This is a genomic window from Shimia biformata (genome assembly GCF_016888515.1).
Classification (GTDB): Bacteria; Pseudomonadota; Alphaproteobacteria; order Rhodobacterales; family Rhodobacteraceae; genus Shimia_A; species Shimia_A biformata.
Window position 1 is genome coordinate 12,622 of record NZ_JAFEJK010000003.1, and the last position, 19,014, is coordinate 31,635.

The following is a 19,014-nucleotide window of genomic DNA, read 5'->3' on the forward strand; positions in this document are numbered from 1 at the left end:
TCACTCCGCATTGACCATCTCGGCCAGTTTAATGTTGAAAGGGGTGCCTCCGGCATTTGACGAGCCGAGGATCGCGTGCATCGCTTCAACCGCGCGGGCCCCGACATGCCCCGGGCTTTCGTTCTTCCCGCGTCCCAGCGCGATATCGACAAGGCGACCGGCGGGACCTTCGCAGCTGTAGGCCCAGGCACCCTTTGGCACCGTGGCTGTTTCGGTTTCACCGTTGCCAAGCTTCAGGGTCAACCGTTCGGTTTCGATGTCCAGCACGACGGACCCTTTCGCACCATAGAGACGAATGTCGACTTCAAAACCGTGACCGTCCGGGACGCCGCAACTGCCAGAGAAAACCCCGGTCGCTCCGTTTGTGAAACGCACAGACGCGGCATCATGCAGATCGATGAAGGTAGGGGCGTCGAATGTCATGGACTGCACCTGTGCCGTTCGCAAATCGGTCAGCCAGAATAGCAATCCAAGCGCATGAGAAAGCTGACCGTAAGCATAGCCGCCGCCTTGATCCGGGGATTCCCATGTCGAGCGGTCCGGTTGGATTGCGATGTGCTTCCAGCGCCCCATGCCTTGCCCCGAGAATATCCCGCGCGTGAAAGAGGCCATGTGGCAGACTACATGTTCGATTTCACCGATCCGGGAAATCATTTCGCGTGCTGCGTCCAGGCCGGGCTTGTAGTTCCAGCCATACGCAACCAGCAATTCGCGCTTTGATCCTTCCGCCACTCTGACAAGGTCCCATGCCTCTGCCGGTTCCAGGCACATCGGCTTTTCGACCAACACGTGGCATCCTTTTTCCAGGAAGGCTTTTGCCTGCTCATAGTGCAGGTCATGCGGGGACGCGATGACCGCGATGTCGACGTCGCGGTCAAGTACTTCGCGCCAGTTTTCCGTGGCGAAGGCGAAACCGAATTCCTTTTGAATCAAGTCCAACTCGGGCCGACCCAACCGGCACACGCTGTCCAGTTCCACCTCGGGCCGCGCCGCGAGAACTGGAATGTGCATGCGATAAGCAAAATGCCCCGCACCGATAACTGCTGCTTTTACCATTTGATCCGGTCTCCGAAATTGAACGGCTTGGACGGGGCGAGGCGGTTCACGTGCTGCCCCTGATCTGCAGGCGATAGCCGACATCCTTGATCTGCTGTCTGGGCGCTGCGCCATTCAATCTGTCGATCAGCTGCGTCGCTGCCTGTTCACCAATTTCGCGTCCACGGATGCGAACCGTGGTCAGCGGGACCGGCAACAAGGCAGACAGGCTCAGGTCACCAAATCCGGCGATGGCAACGTCGTCGGGGACAGAAACTCCGTGCGACATGCACCAAAGCATGGCGCCATGGGCGGGAAGTTCCGCAAGGAAAAACACGGCGTCTGGCTTGCGGTCACGGGCCATCAATTCGCGCAGAATAGGGCCGCCCGCCTCAATGGTCGCAGGGTTGTTGAATTCGACAATTGTATCCGGGCGGATCTCTCGACCGGCCTGTGTCATCGCGTCGATGAAGCCTCGTGTCCGGTCGGCGGCCTGGTCATTGTTGAGCGATGCGCCCCCAACCATCACAATTTCCTGGTATCCCTTTTCGATCAGGTAACGAGTCATCTCGGCGGCAGCGGCGTGGTTGTTGAAACCGACCGCGCTGTCGATCACGTTGTCACGCACGTTCCACGCCTCGACGACGGGGCCGGGGAAACGGTCCAGAAGTCTGCGGGTTGCGTCAGTGTGTGAGAACCCGGTCAGGATGATTGCGTCCGCCTGGCGGGCGATGAATGTCCTGACGGCCTCTTCTTCAAGTTCCGGCGACCAGTTGCTGACGGCCAACAGCATTCGCTGCCCATTCGGTTCGAGTGTCTTCGAAACCCCCTCAGCAAAATCGGCAAAAAGTGAACTGGCGAGAATTGGCACAACCACGCCAATCATGTCCGAACGCTGCGATACAAGAGAGCGGGCGGCGAGATTTGGGATATAGCCGATCTCGTCAATGGTCTTTTGTATCTTGTCGCGCGTCGCGGGGTGAACGGTATCCGGTTCTCGGAGCGCACGGGAAACGGTGATAAGCGACAGCCCCGCAGCGCTGGCCACGTCTTTGAGCGTCACTTTCTTGCCGACCTCATTCGCCATGCGATTCTCACTTCCCCTGTGCCGCGCGCGCCGCTTTTGCGAGCCAGCCGGCGTTCAAAACAGATCAAAAACTCAGTTTTCGATTTTCAATTGACATACGGGTATCATTGCATCTAGGTTCCGTCAATATCAAATGATACACGTATGTCATTCGATTCTCGGCGCCGCACAGGGCCGCGCCACAAACGGGAGGAAAACCATGACTAACCCAATTAGCCGGCGCCGGTTCCTGGGCACCACGGCCGCAGCAGGGGCAGCTGCACTTGCCCCCCTGAACAGCGCGTTTGCCGCCTCGGGCGAGCTTTCGGTGTGGAAATTCGGTGGGACGCCGAATGAGGTCGAGCAGTGGGCCGGGCGCAATGATGCATTTTCAGCGGGTCACCCCGACATCAACCTGAACTACTCATACTTCAACGGGCAGATCCGCCGTCAAAAGATATTGGCGGGTTTCCAGACCAAACGTCTGGCCGACGTGATTATCGCCTTCGGTCAAGATATCCCGGAATTTGTCGGTTTCGACATGGTGCAGCCGCTGGATGACATTGCCGCCGACAAGATCCCCGGCTGGAAAGACCGTATTGTTCCCGAGGTCATGAACTCGGGAATGCATGAGGGTAAGCTTTATGGCCTGCCGACCTACGTTGACATGGCCAGCTTCCTTGCCGTGAACCTAGATGCGCTGGAAGAGGCCGGTTTCGACCGTCCCCCGGCGACCTGGGAAGAGTTGCGTGAATACGCCAAGGCCATGACCAAGCCTGACCGTCCAGGTCTTGCTTTCCCGGCGACAACAGCACCTGTCGACATCAATATCTTTGAGGGCATCGCCTATGCCAATGGTGGTCGGATCTTCGACGAAGAGACCGGCAAGGTTACGTTGAATGACGCCGGTGTGGTTGATGCACTTCAGCTTTATGTCGATCTGATCGCAGACGGGTCGACGCCGGCGGCGACATCGCTGACAGAAACATTCTTCCGTGACACGGCGCAACTGTTCGGTCAGGGCCGCTCGGCGATGTGGATCGGCCTGTCGTGGCTGAACACCCCCTGGGGCGTGAACGACGACGTTCGGTGGACCGGCGTGCCGATGCCGCGCCCTGATACACCATCCGGCAGCTATGCCCCGGTCAATGCGATCATGGATCCGACTGCCATCTTGATGGTGTCGTCGCGTGCCAAGAACCCTGAAGCAGCTGTCGAGTACCTCGATTTCTGGTCTCAGGACGAGCAGTTGGAAATCTGGGGTGGTCAGCCCGAGGTCGCACGAATTCCCGCAGGCAAGGCCGCGTGGGACAATGCAGAGCTTGCCGAGGTCTGGCCGAATTGGGTCGAAGCCTACAACGCGGGTTCGTTGTTCGAAGGTGCTGCCCCGATGCCGCGTTTCATTGGCGTTTCGGCCATCGAATCCGCGCTGGGAACCGCCATTCAAGAGGCGGTCCTTGGCCAGAAAACGCCGCAGCAGGCGCTGGACGACGCAACAAAAGCAGCACAGGCGCAGATCGATCTGATCCGCGGCTGATCTGAACCAGCAAGCAAGGGGCTCGATGACCATGCAAAACGACCGCCTATTGGCGTATTTCATGATACTGCCCGTGGTGGCCGCCGTTCTGGCGTTCGTCATCGGGCCCACCTACAACGTGGGCACGCTCAGCCTGACGAAAATCGTCATGGGCCAAGAGCGCGGCTTTGGCACGTTCAGCAACTTCACCGCCCTGACATCGGATCCGGTGTTCTGGTTGGTGATGAAAAACACCGCGATCTGGATCCTTGGCGGCACGCTTATGTGCGTTCTGGTGGGGTTGGGTGTGGGGACCTTCCTTGCCATCGACAGCCGGATGACGACCGGGCTGCGCGCCCTGATCCTTCTGCCGTGGGTCTTGCCTGACGTGGTGACTGCAATGGCATGGAAGTGGATGTTGCACGGGCAGGTCGGGATCATCGGTCAAACCCTGGAATCCACTGGGTTGACCGAAGAGACGATCTCGTTCCTTGGGGATCCAAAGCTGGTCATGTGGACCCTTGTTGTCGTGCTGATCTGGCGCAAGATGCCGCTGGTCGCGCTGATCCTTTGTGCCGCTATCCGCTCCGTTCCCGATGATCAGATCGAGGCGGCACGTATGGATGGCGCCACCGCGTTCGAACGGTTCCGCTTCGTCGTCATTCCCAACATCGCGTTTTCGCTGACCGCCGTAACTGTCATCTCGATGATCTGGATCACGGCTGAATTTGCCTTGCCCTGGATCATGACTGGTGGCGGGCCCGCCAACGCCAGCCAAATCATGGCGACCTACATCTATCAACAGAGCTTCGAGTTCTTCAATTGGGGCGTCGCGTCGGCCATGTCGGTCATCAATCTCGTGATGCTGGCGTCGATTGTTGGTCTTTACCTCTACATTAACCGCCGCTCCTGGGCATCGGAGGGTTCGAAATGAACGAGACACCCCGCACGCTTTATTGGTTGGCCCTCAGCCTGGTCGGTTTGGTCATCGCCATTTACATCCTGTTTCCGATCTTCTGGCTGTTCCTGGCTTCATTCAAGACACAGGCCGAGCTTGCAGCCCTGCCGATTTCGTTCTGGCCGGAAGCTCCGACGCTGGACGCTTACAAGGCGCTGTTCTCGCCTACACACCAGAAAGGACAGCTTCTGGACTGGCCGCGCCTGATCGGAAACAGCTTCTTCATCGCGATCAGTTCGACAATCTTGGTGGTGTTTTTCGGGACACTTGCTGGATACGCATTCGCCCGGCTCCACTTTCCCGGGCGTGACCTGATCCTTGGCGGTCTCCTCATCAGCCGCATGTTCCAGGGCGCCGCATTGCTTCTGCCGACCTACCGGCTGATGAGCATGATTGGCCTGCAAGACAGCCCCATCGGCCTTGTTCTCCTATACTCAGCTTTTGGTCTGCCCTTCGCGACTTGGATCATCGCATCTTCCTTGCGCGAAATCCCGCGTGAGCTTGAGGAAAGCGCGATGATGGATGGCGCAAGCCGTCTGCAGAGCATGGCACTCGTTGTTCTGCCGCTGGCGACGCCCGCGCTGATCACTGCCGCCATGTGGCACTTTGTAGGCGCATGGTCAGAGTTCGCCTTTGCCTCGATCCTTCTGGAATCCAATGAGAACAAGACCGTGACCATCGGGCTTGCCAGCTTTGTCGAACTTTTCACCCTCGAATTCCAGTTCGTCGGAGCGGCAGCAACAATCGTCGCCTTGCCGATCATGCTCGTCTTCTTCTTCGGTCAGCGCTACTTCACGCGCGGCCTATTGGCGGGGGCGGTAAAAGGATGATGATCCGTTCGATAACTGCGCGCGCTGTTGACGTCGGGTTCCAGAGGCAGGCGCTTCAGACAACCCGCGTTGCGTCGCCGATGTCTCAGTTTCCCCGGTTTGCCGAAGCGCGGGCCAGCTGGATGTGGCCAACCAAGAAGGTCTTTGTCCGCGTCGAGGCTGACACTGGTGTCATCGGTTGGAGTTGCACCAACGGTGGTGAAGTGGTCGAGATGATCATCAATTCGCACTTGGCCCGATTGCTCGAGGGTGAGTCCTTTGATGATCTCGAAATGCTAAACCGACAAATGTCCGCGTCCCTGTTGCCGAACGACCGTTCGGGCTTTGCAATGATGGCGGTCGCGGGTATCGACATCGCCTTGTGGGACTTGACGGCCAAGTCCAAGGCGACATCGCTGGTGGATCATTTGGGGGGTGCCTCAATCGACAGCGTGCCTGTCTACATGACAACGCCGCGCCCCGAGGCATTTGCCGGGACCTACTGGCCGGGGCTCAAGGCTGCGGCACCCTACGGCCCCGAAAGCGGGCAGGAAGGGCTTGAGGCCAATGTCGCACTGATGCGCCGATTTGCCGAAGCTGCGGGTCCAGACGTTCCAATCATGATCGACGCTTTCCTTGCCTGGGACGCCGACTATACGCTGCGATTTGCCGAAGCCGTCTCGGATCTGCCGGTTGCTTGGATCGAAGATCCCATTCCGCCGCAGGACATTGAGGGGTTGCAGCGCATTCGCGACGCATTGGACCCGAAGATTGACCTTGCGCTTGGGAACTTCGCGTTTTCGCTGGCTGATTGCGCCGACCTGTTGCGCAGCGGTGTGGTCGGTGTCCTTCAGCCGGATGTTGCATGGGCGGGCGGTGTCACTGAAACGCTTCGAATTCTGGATCTGGCCGGAGAAACGAAGACCAGAGTAATCCTTCACAACACCTGCGAACAGCCTTGGGCGCTGGCTCTGGCTGCCACGCGCCAGGTTGATGCTCTGGTGGAGTGTGTCGATAGGGGCGAGACGTCTCCGCTCTATAGTTTGATGGGTCCGCGACCCGAGATTTCGGATGGCCGTGTCGCCATTTCCCGTGACCCCGAGGGCAATCGCCCACCTGACTCAGTTCTGCCCGCGTTCGAGGCGGACACATCATCATCCAAGGGAGGTTGATCCAATGGGATCTGTTGCACTTAGAAACATCCGCAAGTCCTATGGTGCGGTCGAGGTCCTGCATGGCATCGACCTTGATATCGCCGACGGCGAATTCACCGTTCTGGTCGGGCCATCGGGTTGTGGCAAGTCCACCCTGCTGCGCTCAATCGCCGGTCTGGAGACCATTTCGAACGGCGAGATCGCCTTGGACGGAGCGGTCATCAACAAGTTGCAGCCCAAGGAACGTAACATTGCCATGGTGTTCCAGAATTATGCGCTGTACCCGCACATGAATGTGGCCAAGAACATGGCCTTCTCGCTGCGGTTGGCCAAGCAGCCCAAGGATGAGATTGACCGCAAGGTGCGCGACGCGGCCGAGATCCTCGACCTCGCTCCGTTACTGGATCGTTATCCACGTCAACTGTCAGGCGGTCAGCGTCAGCGTGTCGCCATGGGCCGCGCCATTGTACGCGACCCCGAAGTTTTCCTGTTCGACGAGCCGCTTTCGAACCTTGACGCCAAACTGCGCGTCCAGATGCGGGCTGAGATCAAAGAACTGCACCAGCGACTGAAAACAACGACGATCTATGTCACACATGACCAGATCGAGGCCATGACAATGGCAGACAAGATCGTGGTGATGCGCGGCGGTCACGTGGAGCAGATAGGATCACCGCTTGAGCTTTACGACCGACCGGCCAGTGTCTTCGTGGCAGGGTTCATCGGCTCTCCGGCTATGAATTTCCTGCCAGCGGCGGCAACGGGCGGAACACTCGTTACCAAGTCCAGCGTTTCGGTGGGGAAAGCGCCCGCTGGGGTGGACGAGGGGCGCTCGGTGATTGCCGGATTCCGTCCCGAGGATCTGCGCCTGGCCGACAGCGGCATGCCAGCCAAGGTGGTTGTGGTTGAGCCGACTGGCGCCGAGACCCAGCTGATGCTGCGCATGGCCGACGGTGACATCGTCTTTACTACGCGCGACAGGATTTCTGTCGGCCCTGGCGACACCGTTCATCTTCAGATCGAGCCCGGCAAACTGCACTGCTTCGACGCCGAGACAGAGGCGGCCATCCGTCAGGACGCGGCCGGACAATGAAGATCAGCGACGTCAAGGTCATCCGGTTCAAGACCCATGCCGACCGATGGGACATCGGTCATGCTCGGCTGAAAAAGAACGCCGAAGTCATCCAGACTGTAACCCGTATCGAAACTGATGAGGGGCTGGTCGGACATTTCTTTGGTGGCGGCAAACATGGCGATCAGGATGGCATGACGCCCGACGAACAACGCCTGATCGAAGGTCAGGTCCGCGACATGATCCTTGGTGCTGATCCCTTCGACCGGGAACTGATCTGGAAATGGATGTGGGTGCGCAACATTCCCGAAGTGGCTCAAAGCGTGATTGACTGCGCCTTGTGGGACTTGGCCGCCAATGCCGCTGGCCTGCCGGTCTACAAGCTGATGGGCGGCGCGCGCGACAAGGTGCCCGCCTATGCGTCGACCTATCCCAACATCGGGCAACCGCAGGTTTATGCAGAGCACGCGCTTGCCTGCAAAGCGGAAGGCTATCAGGCCTACAAAATCCACCCGCATTACTTCTGGAACCCTGACACCGGGTTGCCCACCAATGGCCGCCCCTCGAACATTCGCGCAGATATCGAGACCATCAACCTCGTGCGCGAGGCGGTCGGGCCGGACATGGTGCTTATGTATGATGTCTGGGGCACATATCACACGATCGAGGAAACCATCAAAGTCGGGCGCGAGCTTGAGCGCAATGATTTTTACTGGTTCGAGCATCCAATGCCGGAATACCGCGTGGAAAGCTATCGTCGCCTGTGCCGTGAACTGTCGATCCCAATCCTTGCGCCCGAAATCGCCGCAGGAGGGGTGTTCACCCGGGCCGAATGGATCCTTCAAGGCGCCTCGGACATGAGCCGCATGGACATCCGGCGCGGCGGCATCACCGGCTGCCGAAAGACCGCCATCGTCTGCGAAGCCTACGGACAGCGCTGCGAAATCCACATGGCCGGTTGGGGCAACCTTCAGGTCATGGGGGCGACGTCGGAAGACACCAGCGAATGGTACGAAAAGGGGCTTCTGGCGCCAGGTGTCGATTATGATGCGCCGCACCCCTACCTGAATGGCAATTGCGACCCGATGGATGCCGACGGTTATGTGCCGCTGCCGGACCGACCGGGTCTCGGGTACGACATTGTCTGGGACTACATCGGCGATAACCGGGTGGCGGCATGACCACCTATCGCAAAGCCTGGACCATGCGCCTGCGCAAGGGCGCAGAGCTGGACTATGACGCGGCACATGCTGCCGTTTGGCCCGAGCTTCTGTCCCAGATGCGGACTTCGGGAATCCGGCGTTTCTTCCTTTTTCGCAGTGGACAGACGATCTTTGCGTTTCAGGAGCGGGACCATCCGTTTCCGGCAGTGGACACCGCGCCGAGCGATACCACCGCGCGCTGGTGGGCGCGGATGGCCGAGTTGATGGAAACGGATCCCAGCGGGCGGCCAATTCACTACCCCCTGAACGAAGTCTTTGCCCTGACCGAAACGGAGACAGACATATGACCGGATTGACCGGAATAGTTCCCATCCTACTAACCCCTTTCAATGCTGATGGGTCGATTGACTACGGAAGTTTGCGGCTAGAAGTGGATGCGATGATCGGGGCGGGCGTACATGGCGTTGGCATCGCCATTGGCAGCGAAATCTTCAAGCTGACCCGCGAAGAGCGACGCGACATGCTGCGTGCCGTTGCCGATCAAATCGAAGGACAGATGCCCGTTATCATGAATGTGTCGGCACCGGGAACGGACGTGGCCGTTCAGCTTGCCACAGAAGCCGCCGAGGCCGGGGCAACACGCCTGATGATCTGGCCCCCGGATTTCTTTGCCACGGGGCCGGACTCGGTTATCGAACACATCGACTGGATCGCATCCGCGACCGGCCTTCCCATCGTATTGCAGGACGTACCGCAGGCCCCGATTTCACCCGCGCTGGCTCTGCGCATCGCCGAAGCAATCCCGCTTGTCGACACGATCAAGGTGGAAACGCAGCCCACCGTTGCGCAGGTGCAGTCAATGGTCAGTGCCGCTGGCGACAAACTGACGATCCTTGGCGGAGCCGGAGGGGGGACACTGGTCGAGGAATATCGTCGCGGCGCGCGTGGCACGATGCCTTTTGCAAGCCAGGCGGTCGAGTTCATGCAGGTCTGGCAGGCTTTGAACAGGGGTGAAGACGACGATGCCGCCCAACTGATTGAAAACCGCATTCTGCCTATCAGTCGTCTGGGGTTCCAGTCGGCGGACCTGTTCTATCACATCCACAAGGCGTTGCTGGAGCAGCGTGGTGTTTTCAAGTCAGCCCGCGTCAGGTGCCCGACCGCCAAACCTGATCCGGTCACCAGGGCCGAAATCGACAGAATGGTGGCGCGGATGTCGAAAAAACAACAAAAACAAGAGGAACTTACATGAAACTTATGCGCGTCGGTCCAAAGGACCACGAACGCCCCGCCATTCTCCATGCCGACGGCAGCATTCGCGACCTAAGCGGGATCGTCGAGGATATCGCCGGACTTGCACTATCACAGGAGTCACTGGATCAACTGCGCGCCATTGATCTTGCGACCCTGCCGACCATCGATCCGTCCGAGCGGATCGGGGCATGCGTCGGCCGGGTAGGAAAGTTCATCTGCATTGGTCTCAACTACGCCGATCACGCCGCGGAAAGCGGCATGGATGTCCCGACGGAACCTGTGGTTTTCATGAAGGCGACCTCTGCGATCTGCGGTCCCAATGACGATGTCATCCTTCCGCGCGGCGCGGAAAAGGGCGATTGGGAGGTGGAACTTGGAGTGGTTATCGGGGAAGAATCCCGCGATGTGTCCGAAGCTGACGCCATGGATCATGTGGCGGGATATTGCGTGATCAACGACATATCGGAACGTGCTTTTCAGCTGGAACATGGCGGACAGTGGGTCAAGGGCAAGTCGGCGGACACCTTTGGTCCGACCGGTCCATGGCTGGTGACCAAGGACGAGGTCGCCGATCCGAAAAACCTGGGAATGTGGCTTGAGGTCAACGGCGAACGGGTCCAGGACGGGTCGACCCGGACCATGATCTTCGGTGTTGCGCAAGTAGTGTCATACCTTTCGCGCTACATGTCCCTTCAACCGGGCGACATCATCTCGACCGGAACCCCTCCCGGCGTCGGATTTGGCTTCCAACCCCCGCGATTTCTGAAGGACGGAGACGAAATGCGGTTGGGTATCGAGGGATTGGGCGAACAACGGCAATTGGTTCGCAAAACCTAATCTGCTTTTACGGGTCGAATTATGGCGCTTTGGTAGCCTGATCTTTACGCGCAGAGCAGCGAAGAGTGTCGTGTGCGGGTCGTATTCCCTGGGCGCATCGCGCCGTTGTAAACCGTTGCGGCTGATGAAGTTAATGCCACTCTGCACCCGACACTATTCCACACGAGGTTTCCTGTGTGACCTCGGGAATATGGTTTGAGACGGCCCATCTGCTCTTGGCTCAACCAAAAAAGGTCAGACACGTTCGCCGCTTGTTTTTTGCGCGGTGAAACGCACAGCCGCCATTCTTTTAAGACGGGGCTGGGACGTTTCAAAACAAGGTCTTTGGGGCGTGCCGAAAGACATGGTGCCGGAATTTTCGAGGTCCGCGCGTGCGGTGGAAATCTGGGCGGCACTGCATTCATTGGGGCGTTCGGGTTTGGAAGACCTGATCAATCGTACGTGTGGGCATGCTCGGAAACTGGCCGATGGGCTGGCCGAACTGGGATTTGACATCTTGAATGATGTTGTTCTGAACCAGGTGGTCGCAGCACTTCCTGATGCGGACGGTTGGTCGGGCAGGTTATCGGACGACGTGCAGAAAAGCGGCGACGCATGGTTCGGGCCCACGCACTGGAACGGTCGCGAAGCCATCCGGTTCTCGGTTTCGTCCTGGAAGACCACGGAAAGCGACACAAAAACAACGCTGGACGCCGTGAAAGCGGCGCGGTCGCGGCTTGTTATGGGATGAGCAATATCCGGCGAAAACGGGACAATCAGTGTTTGCACGCGGCAGGATGATTTTCTTTCAGACAAGCAGAAAAACCATCGATCAGGCGGCTGGGGACAAGGCTTCGGCCCGTGGCTGGGGTTTCTACGACGAAATTCGCCGGGTCTGGAGAACCGTCTCAGCCCAGCCAAGCTTGGGGGTCAGACCGCTTGTGCCGCGTTGATGGCGCGCTTCCACCTGCTGTATTTCGCGTTGCGGGTATCAAGGTCCATTTGCGGTTCAAAGCTGTGGTCCAGCGCCCAATGAGCAGCCATTTCTGCGGGGCCGGGAAAAACGCCGGCAAACTGACCGGCCAGCCACGCCGCGCCCATGGCCGTGGTTTCAATGACCTTCGGCCGATCGACCCGCGCATGGAGGATGTCCGCCAGGAATTGCATGGCATGGCGAGAAGCACTCATGCCGCCGTCGACCCGAAGCGTTGCGTTGCCGCAGGTTCCCATGTCGGCCTGCATCGCTTCCAGCAGATCACGGGTCTGGTAACCGACGCTTTCCAGCGCCGCTCGGGTCAGTTCCCGAGGGCCCGAATTGCGGGTCAGTCCAAACACTGCACCGCGGCAGCCCGGGTTCCAGTAGGGCGCACCAAGACCGGTGAATGCGGGCACAAGGACCAAGTCCTGAGACGGATCGGCCGATTCTGCCAGAGACTGAGTGTCGCTTGCGGATCCAATGATTCCCAGCCCGTCGCGCAGCCATTGGACGACTGCCCCCGCGATGAAAATGGACCCCTCCAGCGCATAGGTTGGCGTGCCGTCAAGTTGATAGGCGATCGTGGTCAGCAGGCGGTTCTTGCTGGTCACGGGTTTTTGCCCGGTGTTCATCAGGGCAAAACAACCGGTGCCATAGGTCGACTTCATCATACCCGGTTCAAAGCAAGCCTGTCCAACCGCGGCCGCCTGCTGATCGCCGGCAACGCCAAGAATGGGAATGCGCCCACCAAAAATTTCCGTTTCCCCAAACTCTGCGGCGCAATCCTTGACCTGGGGCAAAAGGGCCATCGGGATGTCGAACATGTCGCACATGGTCTGTGACCAATGGCCTTTGCGGATGTCATAAAGCATGGTCCGCGCGGCATTGGTGGCGTCAGTCACATGCGCCGCGCCGCCGGTCAGTCGCCAGATCAGCCAACTGTCGACCGTACCGAAGGCCAGCTCGCCCGCCGCCGCCCGCGCCCGCGCTCCGTCTACATGGTCAAGGATCCAGCGCAGCTTGGTCGCCGAGAAATAGGGATCAAGCAGAAGCCCTGTTTTTTCGGTGACAACCGTTTCGTGCCCCGAGGCGCACAGCCCGCGGCACAGGGATGCGGTCCGGCGGTCCTGCCACACAATGGCGTTATGGATCGGCAGGCCGGTTGCCCTGTCCCAGACGACCGTGGTCTCACGCTGGTTGGTGATCCCGATCGCGGAAATTCCCGCGGCAGAAAGGTCGGCTTTGCGGATCGCAGCCCGACTTGTCGCCTCTGCTGTGGCCCAAAGGTCCATCGGGTCGTGTTCGACCCAGCCATTGCTTGGAAAGTGCTGCGGGAATTCCTGCTGAGCCGTTGCGACGGGGGCCATGGCCGCATCGAATATGATGGCGCGGGTCGATGTTGTGCCCTGGTCGATGGCAAGAATATGGGTCACGCCGAACCTCGCGTGTTCTGCCGCATCCACGCGTCAACGGCGGTTTTCTGCTCCTCGTTCATAAGCAACCCCAGCTTGGTGCGGCGCCATAGAACATCGTCGCCGGTGAGGGCAAATTCGCGGTCACGAAGCCACCTCAGTTCGGCCTCGGTCAGGGTTGCTCCGAAGTCGTGGCCAAGGTCGGCCGCGGACTGAGCGGCACCAAGCCATTGTCGTGCGCAAGTGCCATAGGTGCGCACCAGTCGGCCTGCATGGGCTCGATCAAGGAAGGGGTAGTCGCGCAAAAGCCCGTCGGTAAGGGGTGCCGCCCCGTCCCAGGGAAAGTCTCCGCCGGGCAATGGCACCCCGGCTGTCCATGCCCCCGACGGGCAAAACTTGTTCACGGCAGCCTGCGCCAGTTTCCGATATGTGGTGATCTTACCGCCAAAGACATTCAACAGCGGCGCGCCGTCAGTGTTCAATGACAGGACATAGTCGCGCGTCGCAGCCGTGGCCGAGCTTGCGCCGTCGTCATAAAGCGGCCGGACACCTGAATAGCGCCAGACGATATCGTCCGGTGTGACGGCTGTGCGGAAATAGTCCGAGACGAAATCGCACAAATAGGCCGCTTCCTCATCGCTACAATGCACGGAGTCCATATCGGCGTCGTGGTCGACGTCAGTGGTGCCGATCAGGGTGAAGTCCTGCTCATAAGGAATTGCGAATACAATGCGCCCGTCAGCACCCTGCAGGATATAGGGCTGGTCATGGTCGAACAGTTTGCGCGTTACGATGTGGCTGCCGCGAACAAGTCGGATCTTTTCCTCGGTGTCCATGCCAATCGTACCGTTCAGGATCTGTGCAACCCACGGCCCGCCGGCATTGACCAGATTGCGCGCAGTGCGTTCCGACAGCTTTCCGGTTTCAACATCCTCTAGCGTGATGGTCCAGACGTCATCGCCGCGGCGCGCCGAGGTGACACGCGTGCGCGTCACAATCTCGGCACCGCGGTCGGCGGCGTCGCGGGCATTCAGAACGACCAGGCGCGAATCCTGAACCCAGCCATCAGAATATTCAAACCCGGTGCGATATATGTCCTTCAACGGTGCGCCCGTCGGGTCGGTGGTAAAGTCAACCGCCCGCGTCGGCGGCAAAATCTTGCGCCCGCCCAGGTGATCATAGAGGAACAAGCCAAGCCGCAGCAGCCAACGCGGTCGAAGACCCCGGTGATGCGGCAGGACAAAGCGCATCGGCCAACTGATATGCGGCATAGCCCGGATCAGCACCTCGCGCTCTTTCAACGCTTCGCGGACCAGCCGGAATTCGTAATACTCCAGATAGCGCAATCCGCCATGGAACAGTTTGGAAGAAGCGGACGAAGTCGCCTGAGCAAGATCACCCTGTTCAGCCAGCGTGACAGACAAGCCCCGGCCTGCGGCGTCGCGGGCAATTCCGCACCCGTTCACGCCGCCGCCGATGACAAAAAGATCGACGGGTTCGGTTTGCATCGGAATAGTTCGCTCAGCGCAGCCGATTTTCGGACGTTGCGTCAAAGAACATGGCGTCTGCCGGGTCGAAAGTGACCTTTACACTTGCACCTTCCGGGATCATCTCGTCACCCTTGGTTTCGACCACGATACGTTCGCCGGTGGTGGTCTGAAGATAGTCATAGGCCACCCCTCCCAGCCGTTCGCGAATGTCGACTGTCACGGGGCCCTCGGCCTCTTGCACCGCAAGGTGCTGTGGGCGCAGGCCGACGATTACTTCGGCGCCCTCGCCGGGAAGCGCGACAGAGGTGGGGATTGCGACATTGTCCAGTGCGGGCACAACAACTTGCCCGCCCGAAACCTTGCCGGCCATGAAGTTCATGCTGGGCGAGCCGATGAAGCCGGCGACAAAGCGGTTGTCCGGGTTCTGATACAGTTCCATCGGGCTGCCGACCTGCTCGATATGTCCGGCACGCAGCACGACTATCTTGTCCGCCAGGGTCATCGCCTCGACCTGGTCATGGGTGACATAGATCATCGTCGCGCCGATCTCTTTGTGCAGGCGCGCGATTTCCACCCGCATGTCGACGCGCAGTTCGGCGTCAAGGTTCGACAGCGGTTCGTCGAACAGAAACACCTCCGGACCGCGCACGATGGCCCGGCCAATGGCAACGCGCTGGCGTTGACCGCCCGACAATGCCTTGGGTTTGCGCGCAAGGTACTCGTCCAGCTTCAGGATTCGGCTGGCCTCGCCGACCTTGGACTTGATGGTGGCCTTGTCGACACCATTCATTTTCAGGCCGAAGCCCATGTTTTCTTCCACAGTCATGTGCGGGTAAAGCGCATAGGTCTGGAATACCATCGCCACGCCGCGATCAGCCGGGTCCGCACGAGTCACATCACGGCCCCCTATGGAAATCTGGCCGTCGGTGGTTTCCTCGAGGCCGGCAATCATGCGCAACAACGTGGACTTGCCGCAACCTGACGGACCGACGAAAACGCAGAACTCGCCATCTTCGATCTGCAAGTCTACGCCGTGGATCACCTGTACGTCGCCGTAGCGTTTCACGGCACTTTGAAGTGCGACACCTGACATGGTTTACTCTCTCCCTAGAAGTCTAACTGGCTATTGCGCCAGCGGATATGGCCAGACGGTTGCCTCCGACCCGATTTGTCCGGCAGTCCGAAGCAGCGCGGGACGGAATTTTTCAAGCTCTTCGGGTGACCGGCGGAATGTCGATGTCACAACCGAAATCGCACCTATCACGCGGTTTGAACTGCCAAAGATCGGGGCGGCGATGCTCATGATCCCCTGCTCATGTTCTTCGCGGTCATAGCCCACGCCTTCGACCCGGATCTGTTCCAACTCCGGCAGCAGTGTTTCGGGACCTTTGTGCGTGGCCGGTGTGAATGGCTCGTATTTCTGCTGTTCCAGTGCATTCGCGCGGCGCTCGTCGTCCATGAAGGCCAACATGACCTTTCCGACGCCGGTGCAATGGGCCGGTGACCGGCGGCCGGGCTGTGCCATAGTCTGGAAACCCTGTGACGGGGTCGTCTTTTCGACAAAGACTACGCGGCCGTTTTCCATCTGCGCCAGATGGACCGTTTCGCCGACGTCATTCGCCAGGGTTTCGATGAAGGGCAATGCCAGCGGTGCCAGCGACGACTGGTTCCACGCGTGCCGCGCGATCCGCACCAGACGCATTCCGGGAACATAGACCTGCCGCTCTTCGTCATAAGCCAGCATGCCCTGGCTTGTCAGGGTCTGCAGGATTCGGTGCAGGGTCGCCTTGGGGTAGGGGCTGGCTTCAAGTACTTCGGAAAAGCGCACGGCACGTCCGAACGCGACAACGATATCCAGGATATCAAGCGCCTTTCCGACTGTTCCATCGCTTCCGACCTGCTTGTTCATGCCCAATTTCCGTCGATTGTTGACCGGCTGCCGCTGAAAGCAACTATTGACTTGATAGCAATTTGAGACTATCAGGTCAACATGCAAAACAATTGTTCCATTATTTGGAACTTTGCACTGGAGGAGAAAGGGAGATTCATGTTCCAGAAAGTAAAGGTTCTGACGGCGGCTCTGGCTGCGTCCACGATATTCACTTCGGCGGCCATCGCCGGAGAGCTGGTCATCAATACCGACACATCGGATCCCGCGCCCAAGGCCGCGTTCGAGGCGTTGATTGAAGGTTTCAAGGCGGAAAACCCCGACATTGAGGTGACCTGGAACCTGTTTGACCACGAGGGTTACAAGACGTCGATCCGCAACTTCCTGACCGCCGACGCGCCGGACCTGGCGAACTGGTACGCGGGCAATCGGATGCTACCTTATGTGAATGCGGGGCTGTTTGAGCCGGTCGATGATGTCTGGGAAGAGCATGGGCTGAAAGAATCGCTTGGCTCGTCGCTTGGCTCGATGACTATCGATGGCAAAATCTGGGGCGTGCCGTACACCTATTACCAGTGGGGCGTTTATTACCGCAAAGACCTGTTCGAGCAGCATGGCATCGCCGTGCCCACCAATTGGGAAGAGTTCAAGGCGGCCGGTGCCAAGTTGAACGAGGCGGGGATCACCCCGATCACCATCGGGACAAAGTATCTGTGGACCGCTGGCGGTGTGTTCGACTACCTGAACCTGCGTACCAACGGGTATGATTTCCACATGGCGCTGGGCAAGGGCGAGGTGGCCTGGACCGACGACCGCGTCAAAGCCACCATGAATAACTGGAAAGAGTTGCTGGACGCCGGGTTCTTCATCGAAAACCACGCCGCCTATTCCTGGCAAGAGGCGCTGGCCCCGATGGTGCAGGGTGACGCGGCAATGTATGTCATGGGGAACTTCGCTGTTGCGCCGCTGCGTGAGGCCGGTCTGACCGACGATCAGCTGGGATTCTTCCAGTTCCCGGTCATCAATCCTGAGGTGCCCCTGGCAGAAGAGGCGCCGACCGATACGATCCACATCCCGGCCAACGCGAAGAACAAGGAAGACGCCAAGAAGTTCCTGGCCTACCTCGCGCGCGCCGACGTGCAGTCGCAGATCAACGAAACTCTTGGCCAGCTGCCGATCAACAAGGGCTCGACTGTCGGTGACGACAAGTTCCTTCAGGCTGGCTACGAGATGCTGTCCAACACCGACGGCGGGATCGCCCAGTTCTTTGATCGGGACTATCCGGCGGAAATGGCCAAGGCTGGTATGGAGGGCTTCCAGGAGTTCATGGTCAAACCTGAACGCATGGACGCCATCCTTGAGCGGCTCGAAAAGGTCCGCCAGCGGGTCTACAAGTAACATTCCGCATGAAATGACCCTGTCCGGCGTCGCCGGGCGGGGTTCGCGCGACCGATTTTCGCGCCCGAGGAGGAGACATCATGACAAGCCCGACCGTTCCGAATGCCGACGCGCCAACCTCGCGCGGGTGGTGGAAGGAAAATCAGCAGCGCCTCGCGCCGTGGCTGTTCCTGGCCCCCGGCATTTTCATGTTCCTGGTCTACGTGATCATCCCGATTTTTCAGTCGATCAATATCTCGTTTTATGACTGGGACGGTCTGGGGGAAGCCACCTGGGTCGGTACCGGAAACTATGTTGAGTTGATGGATGATGACGCGTTCTATACTTCGCTTAAGAACAACGTCATCTGGCTTGTGCTGTACATGCTGGCGATCCCGATGGGGCTGTTCGTGGCCCTGTTCCTGAACCAGACGGTTCGGGGAATTCGCATATACAAGTCGCTGTTCTTCTTTCCTTTTGTGATTTCGCAGGTCGTAGTGGGGCTGGTGTTCGCCTGGTTCTATGACCCCAGCTACGGCTTGCTGAACATTGCGCTGGGCTGGTTCGGGATCGACCCGATCGCGGTCCTGGCGGACGAGCGCTATGTGACCTATGGCATTATTGCTGCCGGCCTCTGGCCGCAGACGGCCTATTGCATGATCCTCTATCTCACCGGCCTTAATGCCGTAGATCCAGAGCAGATCGAGGCGGCGCGGTTGGACAACGCCAAGGGCGTCAAGATGCTGTGGTATGTGATCCTGCCACAGCTGCGGCCCGCGACGTTCATTGCCATCGTGGTGACAGTGATCGGCGCGCTGCGCAGCTTTGACCTGATCTCCATCATGACCGACGGCGGCCCTTGGGGATCGTCCCGCGTGCTGGCTTTCTACATGTATGAACAGGCGTTTTCCGAATACGGCTTCCGCATGGGGTATGGCGCGGCCATCGCCGTGGTGCTGTTCCTGATCATGATGGTCTACATCGTGGGTTTCCTCTGGAAAATGTACCGCGACGAGAAAGGACGCTGA

At 59.2% G+C, this 19,014-nt stretch carries 18 protein-coding genes and 1 pseudogene; 12 read left to right on the plus strand and 7 right to left on the minus strand.

Translation table 11 applies throughout. The features are described from left to right. Both JQ863_RS17010 and JQ863_RS17015 read right to left on the minus strand, forming a co-directional pair. A complete protein-coding gene (locus JQ863_RS17010; protein ID WP_204115543.1) occupies positions 1-1,056 on the minus strand; it encodes a Gfo/Idh/MocA family protein in 1,056 nt (351 codons plus the stop codon). A gap of 46 nt (positions 1,057-1,102) precedes the next feature. Next, the gene (locus JQ863_RS17015; RefSeq protein ID WP_204115544.1) at positions 1,103-2,122 is read right to left on the minus strand and encodes a LacI family DNA-binding transcriptional regulator; all 1,020 of its coding nucleotides are present in this window, start codon (positions 2,120-2,122) and stop codon (positions 1,103-1,105) included. A 199-nt stretch (positions 2,123-2,321) separates the two neighbouring features. Between JQ863_RS17015 and JQ863_RS17020 the strand changes: the two genes are divergently transcribed. The 9 genes from JQ863_RS17020 (at position 2,322) to JQ863_RS17060 (ending at position 10,864) form a co-directional block, all read left to right on the plus strand. Then, a complete protein-coding gene (locus JQ863_RS17020) occupies positions 2,322-3,638 on the plus strand; it encodes an ABC transporter substrate-binding protein (protein ID WP_204115545.1) in 1,317 nt (438 codons plus the stop codon). Positions 3,639-3,663: 25 nt separating this feature from the next. Further along, positions 3,664-4,551 (plus strand): carbohydrate ABC transporter permease, encoded by an 888-nt coding sequence (locus JQ863_RS17025; protein WP_204115546.1) that lies wholly within the window; start codon positions 3,664-3,666, stop codon positions 4,549-4,551. Further along, positions 4,548-5,405: a carbohydrate ABC transporter permease gene (locus tag JQ863_RS17030; protein ID WP_204115547.1), complete on the plus strand. Its 858-nt coding sequence runs from the start codon at positions 4,548-4,550 to the stop codon at positions 5,403-5,405. Before JQ863_RS17025 ends, JQ863_RS17030 begins: the two co-directional genes overlap by 4 nt. Positions 5,406-5,485: 80 nt before the next feature. Next, positions 5,486-6,556 carry an enolase C-terminal domain-like protein gene (locus tag JQ863_RS17035; protein ID WP_204115548.1) on the plus strand — a complete coding sequence of 357 codons (1,071 nt, stop codon included), beginning with the start codon at positions 5,486-5,488 and terminating at the stop codon, positions 6,554-6,556. Positions 6,557-6,560: 4 nt separating this feature from the next. Beyond that, positions 6,561-7,631 carry an ABC transporter ATP-binding protein gene (locus tag JQ863_RS17040; protein WP_204115549.1) on the plus strand — a complete coding sequence of 357 codons (1,071 nt, stop codon included), beginning with the start codon at positions 6,561-6,563 and terminating at the stop codon, positions 7,629-7,631. After that, the gene (locus JQ863_RS17045) at positions 7,628-8,791 is read left to right on the plus strand and encodes an enolase C-terminal domain-like protein (RefSeq protein WP_204115550.1); all 1,164 of its coding nucleotides are present in this window, start codon (positions 7,628-7,630) and stop codon (positions 8,789-8,791) included. The genes JQ863_RS17040 and JQ863_RS17045 overlap by 4 nt, the downstream gene beginning before the upstream one ends. Next, a complete protein-coding gene (locus tag JQ863_RS17050; RefSeq protein ID WP_204115551.1) occupies positions 8,788-9,120 on the plus strand; it encodes an L-rhamnose mutarotase in 333 nt (110 codons plus the stop codon). Before JQ863_RS17045 ends, JQ863_RS17050 begins: the two co-directional genes overlap by 4 nt. Continuing rightward, positions 9,117-10,025, plus strand: a complete 909-nt coding sequence (locus tag JQ863_RS17055) for a dihydrodipicolinate synthase family protein (RefSeq protein WP_204115552.1) — start codon at positions 9,117-9,119, stop codon at positions 10,023-10,025. Before JQ863_RS17050 ends, JQ863_RS17055 begins: the two co-directional genes overlap by 4 nt. Next, positions 10,022-10,864: a fumarylacetoacetate hydrolase family protein gene (locus JQ863_RS17060; RefSeq protein WP_204115553.1), complete on the plus strand. Its 843-nt coding sequence runs from the start codon at positions 10,022-10,024 to the stop codon at positions 10,862-10,864. The genes JQ863_RS17055 and JQ863_RS17060 overlap by 4 nt, the downstream gene beginning before the upstream one ends. Before the next feature lie 60 nt (positions 10,865-10,924). On the opposite strand, the pseudogene JQ863_RS19495 reads toward JQ863_RS17060, so the two are convergent. Then, positions 10,925-11,106: pseudogene (locus JQ863_RS19495) on the minus strand (transposase); the annotation flags it as partial. 101 nt (positions 11,107-11,207) lie between these two features. On the opposite strand from JQ863_RS19495, the gene JQ863_RS17065 reads away from it, so the two are divergent. After that, positions 11,208-11,594 (plus strand): pyridoxal-dependent decarboxylase, encoded by a 387-nt coding sequence (locus tag JQ863_RS17065; protein WP_204115554.1) that lies wholly within the window; start codon positions 11,208-11,210, stop codon positions 11,592-11,594. A 179-nt stretch (positions 11,595-11,773) separates the two neighbouring features. On the opposite strand, the gene glpK is transcribed toward JQ863_RS17065, so the two are convergent. Genes glpK through JQ863_RS17085 form a run of 4 tightly spaced genes read right to left on the minus strand, consistent with a single transcriptional unit; the run spans position 11,774 to position 16,630 of the window. Beyond that, positions 11,774-13,252 carry a glycerol kinase GlpK gene (gene glpK / locus JQ863_RS17070; protein WP_204115555.1) on the minus strand — a complete coding sequence of 493 codons (1,479 nt, stop codon included), beginning with the start codon at positions 13,250-13,252 and terminating at the stop codon, positions 11,774-11,776. Then, entirely contained in the window at positions 13,249-14,739 is a 1,491-nt protein-coding gene (glpD, locus tag JQ863_RS17075; RefSeq protein ID WP_204115556.1) for a glycerol-3-phosphate dehydrogenase, read from the minus strand. The genes glpK and glpD overlap by 4 nt, the downstream gene beginning before the upstream one ends. 13 nt (positions 14,740-14,752) lie before the next feature. Continuing rightward, entirely contained in the window at positions 14,753-15,814 is a 1,062-nt protein-coding gene (locus JQ863_RS17080; protein ID WP_204115557.1) for an ABC transporter ATP-binding protein, read from the minus strand. A gap of 30 nt (positions 15,815-15,844) precedes the next feature. Next, positions 15,845-16,630: an IclR family transcriptional regulator gene (locus tag JQ863_RS17085; RefSeq protein ID WP_204115558.1), complete on the minus strand. Its 786-nt coding sequence runs from the start codon at positions 16,628-16,630 to the stop codon at positions 15,845-15,847. Between the two features lie 138 nt (positions 16,631-16,768). Between JQ863_RS17085 and JQ863_RS17090 the strand changes: the two genes are divergently transcribed. Continuing rightward, entirely contained in the window at positions 16,769-18,007 is a 1,239-nt protein-coding gene (locus tag JQ863_RS17090) for an ABC transporter substrate-binding protein (protein ID WP_204115559.1), read from the plus strand. An 80-nt stretch (positions 18,008-18,087) separates the two neighbouring features. Next, positions 18,088-19,014 carry a carbohydrate ABC transporter permease gene (locus JQ863_RS17095; RefSeq protein WP_204115560.1) on the plus strand — a complete coding sequence of 309 codons (927 nt, stop codon included), beginning with the start codon at positions 18,088-18,090 and terminating at the stop codon, positions 19,012-19,014.